This is a genomic window from Tritonibacter sp. SIMBA_163 (assembly GCF_046535935.1).
In the GTDB taxonomy this organism is placed as follows: domain Bacteria; phylum Pseudomonadota; class Alphaproteobacteria; order Rhodobacterales; family Rhodobacteraceae; genus Epibacterium; species Epibacterium scottomollicae.
In genome coordinates this window covers 1-267 of record NZ_JAWJBP010000540.1, presented here as the reverse complement: position 1 = coordinate 267, position 267 = coordinate 1, and the positions used below count along the sequence as shown (strand labels likewise).

The window sequence follows — 267 nt, the reverse complement described above, 5'->3', positions numbered from 1 at the left end:
AAGGCGGTTGCGGTCCAAGCAACTATCTGGGCTACCGAGGCCATGCATGCCGCGATGGCTGCGACACCATTGTATCTCGATTGGAGCTGCAGGCTCTTGACCAAGTCGATACGCTTCCCCTTCGAAAGAGCTACTAGATCACCTCCTAAAAGCGCGCCGACACCACCGCTGCCGGCTGGCGCATCGACCTCAGCGATTGAAGACCTGTACCAGTAGAGTGCTGCGACCACGCCAAGAAGCACCGATACCCAGGTTGCAAGTTGATAA

General features: G+C 56.9%; 1 protein-coding gene. It reads right to left on the bottom strand.

The genetic code is table 11. From position 1 onward, the window contains the following. The coding region (locus tag R0J92_RS23445) for a hypothetical protein (RefSeq protein ID WP_411053445.1) at positions 1-267 on the bottom strand (267 nt) is incomplete at both ends.